1 protein-coding gene is annotated in these 261 nt (G+C 59.8%); it reads right to left on the bottom strand.

Annotation, left to right across the window (positions count from 1 at the left end):
- The coding region (locus QRT08_RS18475; RefSeq protein ID WP_286047464.1) for a hypothetical protein at window positions 1-261 on the bottom strand (261 nt) is incomplete at both ends.

Here is a 261-nt window from a genome sequence, read left to right as displayed (position 1 = left end):
AGATCGTGTGCCGCCAGAGGATGTGTGGCGTGCACTGCGGAGTGACGCACGAGATCCTCGACCTGTCCCAGGATGAGAGCGCTGTCAGCTGCGCTGAGACCGAAGTTCTTGACGATCGCAGCTGCAAGAGCTGGCGCTTCCACACCCGACTTGGCGATGATCGCGGGGATGAGAGTGGCATTGACGCTTGCCTCGATACCGGCAGCAACCTTGTGGATGGCTGCGTCACTGAGAGCAATTCCTTGCTTGCCAAGGTCCTTG

Source organism: Halalkalicoccus sp. NIPERK01, from assembly GCF_030287405.1.
GTDB lineage: Archaea > Halobacteriota > Halobacteria > Halobacteriales > Halalkalicoccaceae > Halalkalicoccus.
This window is presented reverse-complemented; position numbering and strand designations above follow the sequence as displayed.